Below are 6,918 nucleotides of genomic sequence, written 5' to 3'. Positions count from 1 at the left end.
GGGGCGGTGGGAGGCGCCCCGGAGATGACGATGACCCCGCTGTTCGAGTGGCGGATGCGGAGCGCGTTGTTGCCGGTGTCGAAGGTCCACCCGTCCGCGGCCAGGTCCGTGCGCTGCGACAGGGCGGTGCCGCCCGCCGTCACCGCCGAGGGGACGAAGGCGAGCCGCAGCACCTCCGTCGCGCTGGCGTCGTAGGTGGTGTAGCGGACCTCGTTGCCGGGCCCGTAGGTGACGCTCTTCACCACGGAGGTGGAACGCAGCAGGTGGTTCTGTCCGGCGGGCGCCCAGTCCGGCTGCGCGCCCATGCCGATGACGAAGTGGCGGATGAAGTCACCCCAGCCGTCCGTGAACCAGACGTTGTTGGGATACGGCCCGTCGATGGTGAGCCCGCTGTTGCGCACCATGTACGTGGACCAGTTGAACGCGCGGAAGGCCTTGTCCTTCGCCGTCGCGTCCCCGGTGAGCTCCGCGTAGCGCGCGTTCACGGCGGCGTAGCGCGCGGTGTGGCTGCCCATCTTGTAGTGGAAGGCGAACTGCTCCTTGATGGGGCGCGCGCCGAACTCCAGCGTGTCTCCGAAGTTCGTCTCGATGAAGGCGATGATGTTCTGCACGTGCGCCTGCCAGCTCGGGTCCAGGCCGGGGTTGTCCATCAGGAACTTGGCCGTCTCACCGGGGACGAGCTGGTTCAGGTTGTTGGTGGCGTCCGAGCCCACGTCCTCGAAGTACTGGGTCCAGTTCTGCGTCGCGATGGGGCCGTTGCTGCCCAGCAGCCACGCGAGGACGGTGGCCTGGGTGCTCTGCCATTGGGCCAGCTGCGTGCTGCTGTAGCCGGGCGCGCCGTTCAGCGTCCCCGCCTGTCCCAGCTTGATGAGCTCCTGGAACAGCTTGAGGGGCTCCACGACATTGGACGCGTAGTTGTCGACGATGTTCGCGCCGGTGCGCACGGCGTTGTCGGAGGCGCGCACGCGGTACGGCCACGGCGACACGGTGGCGGTCGGGGTGCGCAGGTGGCTGGTGAGCTGGTTGGCCGCGTTGATGGCCATGTCGCGGTAGGCGGTGTTGCCATTGAACTTGAAGGCCTGGACGGCGGCCCACGCGAGCGCGCCCACCTTCTCCGGCTGGAGGTAGCCCACGCCGTCGCCCACGCCCACCGACGCGCCCGCCTGCGTGCCGGCGTACGTCAGCGTGCCGCTGGCGCCGCTCGCGTAGGGCACGTTCGACCAGTGGTCCCCCACGGCCGTCATGCCGTGCGCCAGGTGCCAGTCAAGCAGCGCCAGCGCGGCGTTCCGCAGGCGCGGGTCGTTCTTGTAGGGCGAGTACGCGAGGCTGGACTCGATGAGCATCGCGTTCAGGCCGGCGGGGTTGTGCGGCCAGCCCACCGGCTCACCGGCGGGAGAGCACCCGGGCGCCGTGCCGCTGCACAGGTACGAGTGCGCGTAATAGGCGGGCCTGGCCACCGACGGGTTCGTGAGGTTGGACAGGTTGGGGAGCGCCAGCAGGTAGTTCTGGTTCAGGTCCAGCACGTAGTCATACGCGGCGGAGCTGCCCGGGTTCGTGGGAGGCGCCCAGGACAGCAGCTTCCCCGTGCCGTCACACTGCGCGGCGTGCTGGTCGATGCTGCCGCCGCCGCTGCACGCGAGCGCCTGGCGCACGGAGGTGGGCTCGGGGGCGTCGGTGGGCACGGCACAGTGGGTCAGCAGGAGGAGCGTGAGTGCTCCGGTGAGGGAGCGGACGATCCGCTCCGGGAGATGGGCTTGCATGGGGTGGGGGTCCTTGGAGGGGCGCACAAACGGCACCGGCCCTGGAGATGGCTCTCTCCAGGGCCGGTGCATTATCGCCCGTGCCCGGTCGCCGGTTGCGTCAAGCCCGGGCTGGCAGCCCAGGTTGTTGCCGGTGCTCACGCAGAGCGGCTGGCGGAAACACCCTCATCATGTGCCCTCGGTGTGCACCACGGGCGTCTCTGGCCCAAAGCGGCGCGCTGTTGGGGCCTGCTCCCGCTTGTCTGGCCCGACCCGAATGGGCAGCCGCCGCGCCCCGTGCTCGTGTCCCCCTGGATCAGGGTATCTTGAGCAAGCCTTTCTTCACGGCATCCGGGCTGATATTGGGAATCGTGTACTTGAATTCGGACCGATCTCTTTCCCATTCATCCCGGGACTGGAGCGTGGAATATTCAAACACACACTGCTTCCCGAACACCTGGAACCCAACCTCCCCGAGATAGACGACTTCTCCCTCTTTGAGGTTGAAGCGGGCCTGGGGAGGAAACAGGGCATAGGCCATCTCTGCGGGGCCCGTCGTTTGCACCCACAGGTTGGTGAGGACGTACTGGCCTGCCGGCACCTCCTGGACCGCGAAGCGGATGGGCTGTTCGGCGGGCAAGGTCACCTCGTACCCGTCCGCCGTGGCCATCTCCGTCCGCTCGGGCCGGGGGGCCTGCACCTCAAGGGTGACCGAATGCTCCGCCGGGTCTTTGAAACGGAGCAGTCCCCTCATGATGCCGTAAGGACAGACGTCGTAGCCCTCCATGCGTGAGGAGAGCACCACCAGCCCCTTGCCTGGGTGATCCGCGAAATTGTAGTTGCCCTGAATGAGGGTCGATCCACATCCCGCGAGCGCAAGAGAGGAAACCAGTCCCAAGGCCAGAAGACGAAGCTCCGTGTTGACCCAGCCTGATGTGTTCATTCGCGCGATCCCGCCCCATGTCGCAAGACCCCAACGACGGCCCCGGTAGGTGGCCGTTGGGGAAACACCCAAACAACCTACCTCTTCACGAGCGTCCTTGGAAAACCGGACACAGGCGACCGTCACCGAGTAAGCACGGGGCTCCCTCGACGGGCCGCGCTCCTTCACCCTGGTGAATGCCTGGGTGCGCGCCTTCTTCGACAAGCGCGACGCGCTACGAGAAGCGCGCCGCCAACTCCCTGGCGATCTAGACTGAAGCGATGTGGCGCCGGTATTCCCAGTGGCTCGATGAGGGCGAAACCGAGGGAGATCCCCTCGGGGCGCCGATGCTGTGGCCCGACGGGCGCCACATCGCCGCGAACGGGCGCGGGCGCATCTTCCTCTGGAGTCTGGCGACCGGTGAGTGCACGCGGGTCCTGAAGACGGGCGCCATCTGTCGGAATGGAGAGCCCTGGTTCCGGCTGGCGGGTGAAGCCGCGCTGGGCCGCGTGCTCGAGGCGTACAAGATCCGCGGCCTGGCCATCTGGGACTCCACGGACTGGCGACGCCTGCAGACCTTCGAGGGCCACGGAGAGGAGGTCCAGGCCGCCGCGGTCGTCAGCGAGGACCGCGTCGTCTCCATCAGCGCCGACAGCAGCGCTCGGCTGTGGGACGCATGGACGGGCGAGAACCTGCGCACGCTGGAGACTGGACCGCTCTTCGCGCTCGCGCATGCACCCGCCCGGGGCCTCGTCGCCGTGGGCGGGAGCAACGGCGCCGTGCACCTGCTCGACAGCCTCACGCTCGACGTCCGCGCCCTCTTCCACCTGCGCATGGCCACCGCGCGCCCTGAGCCGCTCGGCATCGCGAGGAACCGCCCGTCGAACACCCTCCGGGCGCTGGCCTGGCACCCCGACGGAGAGCACCTCCTCTGCGGGTCCTGGGACTTCGTGGCCCACATGGTCCACAGCCGCACCGGCCGCGTCGTGCGGCAATGGCAGGGCCATGCGGACGGGGTGGACTTCGTCGCGGTGGAGCCGTCGCGCGGACTGCTGTGCACCGGAAGCTCCGGTGGCACCGTGCGCGTCTGGTCGCTCGACTCCACCAAGTGCCTCGCCGTGCACGACCTCGGCCACGCCGACCTGGGCGGCCTGCTGGTGCACGACCGGACGCTCTACGTGACGTGTCAGCGGGAGCTGTTGTCGGTGCCTCTGGACTAGCACAGCGCCTTCCCCCCGGGGCCCCCGCTCGGATGCGGGAGCCCCGAGGCACGGCGGCCTACTTGCGCAGCTTGAACAGCAGCACGTCGGAGCGCCGGGACTGCGGCGTGTACCAGGTGCCGTCCATCTCGAGCGCCTCCCTCAGGGTGCCCGCCGCCACGACGCCGTCCGGGGAGGACGCGAGGTGAAGCTCGTGCACGGACGTGAGCCCCAGCACGCGGACCCATCGGGACTCCAGCCCGGGACCGAAGGCCGCCAGCGTGGGCCGGGGCAGCTCATCCTGCCGCCAACCGACGTCGCCCAGCCCGACGAGGTCCCCCGCGCCGTCCTGGGTCGTCACGATGTTCCCGGCCCCGTCCACCACCATGTCCTTGAACCCGGAGTGCGCGAACTGCCGAAGGGCCACGTCCCCACCCGCCGCGGTGAGCACGCCCACGAGCGCATCCGGGGCACCTTCGTATTCCTCCGGCTCGCGGCTGACGTAGCTCTGGCCGGCGAACGACAGGTATCCGTTGAAGTTCCCGGTGAAGGCGATGCGCTGGTCGGGCAGTACGCCCACGGAGGTCACCTCGCTGAGCCGCGCGTTCATCACCCGCGCCCAGCCGAAGTCGCCCCCCACCCCATACCGGGCAACGAAGGCTCCGCGCTGCGCGACGGTGCCGCCACCGAAGTCGGTGTCGCTGCCCGCCTGGCCGCCCACGATGACGCCCTCGCTGGCGTCCACGGCGACGCTGCTCGCCCGCGTGCCCACCAGGGACGTCCCGGCCAGCACGCGCGACCAGAGGGGCGTGCCGTCCCACTGGAGCTTCAGCACGTAGGAGTTCGGGTACGTGTCGTCGTACGGGAATGGCTTGCCCGAGTACACCGGCCCGTTGCCGAAGTCCGTGTAGCCCCAGAACGTGCCGACGAGCACCGCGCTGCCGTGCGCGTCCGTGGCCAGGTCGAGCAAGTCCATCGGGTTGTCGTAGTAGTGCTCCGGGTCGCTCGGGTCGCCGAACCAGGCCCGGAAGCCGCGCGTCCAGTCCACCATGCCGTCAGGCGTGAGCTTCATCACCACCAAGCCGGAGCCCTGGGGCAGCGGCCCCTTGCCCAGGTCCGGTGCGCCGTCGTAGCTGCCGGCGACCAGCACGTTGCCCACCGTGGTCACCACCACCTTCTCCAACCGCACCCCCGCCTGCGGGAAGGAGCGCGTCCACGCGACGGCGCCATCCGCCCGGTGCAGCGCGACGGTATGGCCTGACGGGACGGGCGGGGTTCCCGTGCCGTAGAGCCGGGTGACGACCGCGAACCCGCCATCCGGCGCGGGCGCCACGTGACGGGGGGTCTCCGCCTGCGCGCCTCCGGCCTGACGCACCCAGGCCGTGGTCCCCGACGGCTTCGTGCCCCGGTACGAGCAGAACGGGTCGCTCTCATACGTGATGACCAGCCGGGGCGCGCCCCCGATGATGTCCCGCGCTTCCGCGTCCGTGGAGACGAAGCCCACGCTGTTGGTGCTGTCCGGCAGCAGCGCGAACGCGTACGTCCCGGAGGCCGTCACGGTGTTCGTCACGTCCAGTTCCACCCACGCATCCCGCGCGACGGCCCCCAGGTCCACCAGCGGCTCGCCCAATGGCGCCGGGCGGTGGTTCCAGTCCGTCGTCGCCCCGTCGAACGTCGACGCCCGGTAGAGCCGGGGCCCGTTGCCCGTGCCGTCAATGGCATACAGGCGCAGCGCCACCCGCTGGATGCGCTCAGGCCGCAGCTGGACGTCAAAGCGGAGGAAGGCCTCCGCGCGGGGCTCCGCGTCCACCCGCAGCGAGGCGTGGTGCTGGAACTTCTGCTCCGGCGCATCCGCCGCGGCGTAGGTGTCGTGCACCGCGCTGATGGGGACCTCGACATATTCCGTGCGGGTCAGGCACGCGTCCGTCGGGGCTGTCTTCGCCGCGCCCGTCCAGACGAGCAGCCGGGGACGCAGCGACGCATCCGCGCTCTCCCGCGAGTAGAACGTCACGCCGTCGCTGGAGGTCGGGTACAGCCCGAACGTCACGTCCCCGTTGCCACGCACCAGGTCCGTCACGTCGTAGTCCACCCAGCTCCCCGTCGCGAGCCCCTGCGCGTCCTCCACCGGGCTGCCCGTACGGGCCGGCCGCGAGTTCCACGTGACGCTGGCCTCGCTCCACGGCAGCCCCGTCAGCGCGTACACGGCCGGGCCGTCATCCGACCCCGAGCTCACATACAGGCGCAGCACCGCGCGCTGCACGGCCTCCGTCAGCCCCTGCACCGGGAAGCGCAGGTAGGCCTCCTGCATGGGGGCGCTGTCCACCTTGAACGTCGTGGCGCCGCCCTGGGCCGTGCCCGGGCTCTCCGCGTCGACGAACGTGTCGCCGCTCGCGGTGAAGGAGACCGGCGCGCCGGAGAGCGTGAGCGGCGCGGGCGGTGGCGGCGGGTTGTCCGCGGCGGACTCCACGGTGAGGACGAGCTGCGGCTTGTACTCGAAGGACTCGCTGGACCCGAACGTGAGGCTGTCCGTGCCCTTCGCCGAGAGGAGGAAGTCGACGCTGTAGTAGCGGCTGGGGATGTACATGCCCGACACGTCGAGCTCCACCCAGGTCCCGCTCCTCACGGGCCCCTCGCTCGAGGTGAGCCAGGAGTCGCTCCAGTCCGGCCGGGTGTTCCACGTCACGCTTTCGTCCCAGATGTGCACGCCCGGCGAGTCGTGCACGGCGACGCCCTGGGCCGCGTTGTTCATCGCGAACAGGCGCAGCTTCGCGGACGTCACCGTCCCGGGAACGGGGAGTTCGGCCCCGGAGAAGCGCAGGTACGTCAGCGCCTCGGGGGTTCGCGAGACCTTCAAGGTGGAGGAAGCGCCGAAGCTCGTGTCCGGGGACGCGGCCTCCACATGCGCGTCCTCCGTGGGCGTCAGGACGACCGTCCGCGTCGTGAGCGCCGCGCGCTCCGTGCTGACAGTCTCCGCCCCGGGTTCACGTGAATCTTCATCCACTGTCAGTGGCGCGCCACACCCACTCAGGGTCGCCAACGCCACACCCATTCCCCACAA

At 69.8% G+C, this 6,918-nt stretch carries 4 protein-coding genes; 1 reads left to right on the top strand and 3 read right to left on the bottom strand.

The window, feature by feature from the left end:
- Together D7W79_RS01835 and D7W79_RS43105 are read right to left on the bottom strand one after the other, a co-directional pair.
- The coding region (locus tag D7W79_RS01835) for a hypothetical protein (RefSeq protein WP_147441766.1) at nt 1-1,760 on the bottom strand (1,760 nt) is incomplete at its 3' end.
- 295 nt (nt 1,761-2,055) lie between these two features.
- Nucleotides 2,056-2,886: a hypothetical protein gene (locus tag D7W79_RS43105; RefSeq protein ID WP_147441765.1), complete on the bottom strand. Its 831-nt coding sequence runs from the start codon at nt 2,884-2,886 to the stop codon at nt 2,056-2,058.
- A 122-nt stretch (nt 2,887-3,008) separates the two neighbouring features.
- Between D7W79_RS43105 and D7W79_RS01825 the strand changes: the two genes are divergently transcribed.
- On the top strand, nt 3,009-3,881 hold the full coding sequence (locus D7W79_RS01825; protein WP_244221547.1) for a WD40 repeat domain-containing protein: 873 nt from the start codon (nt 3,009-3,011) through the stop codon (nt 3,879-3,881).
- A 58-nt stretch (nt 3,882-3,939) separates the two neighbouring features.
- Here the strand turns inward: D7W79_RS01825 and D7W79_RS01820 are convergent, their stop codons facing one another.
- The gene (locus D7W79_RS01820; RefSeq protein WP_244221546.1) at nt 3,940-6,861 is read right to left on the bottom strand and encodes a CBM96 family carbohydrate-binding protein; all 2,922 of its coding nucleotides are present in this window, start codon (nt 6,859-6,861) and stop codon (nt 3,940-3,942) included.
- Nucleotides 6,862-6,918: the final 57 nt, after the last annotated feature.

The sequence above is a fragment of the Corallococcus exercitus genome, from assembly GCF_003611585.1.
GTDB lineage: Bacteria > Myxococcota > Myxococcia > Myxococcales > Myxococcaceae > Corallococcus > Corallococcus exercitus.
Note: the sequence above shows the minus strand (reverse complement) of the source record. Positions and strands in the feature narration are given on the sequence as shown.

What these genes read in the sequence shown, in the direction of transcription:
- D7W79_RS01825 (WP_244221547.1), top strand. Translation starts at nt 3,009, where the DNA reads ATGCTGTGGCCCGACGGGCGCCACATCGCCGCGAACGGGCGCGGGCGC.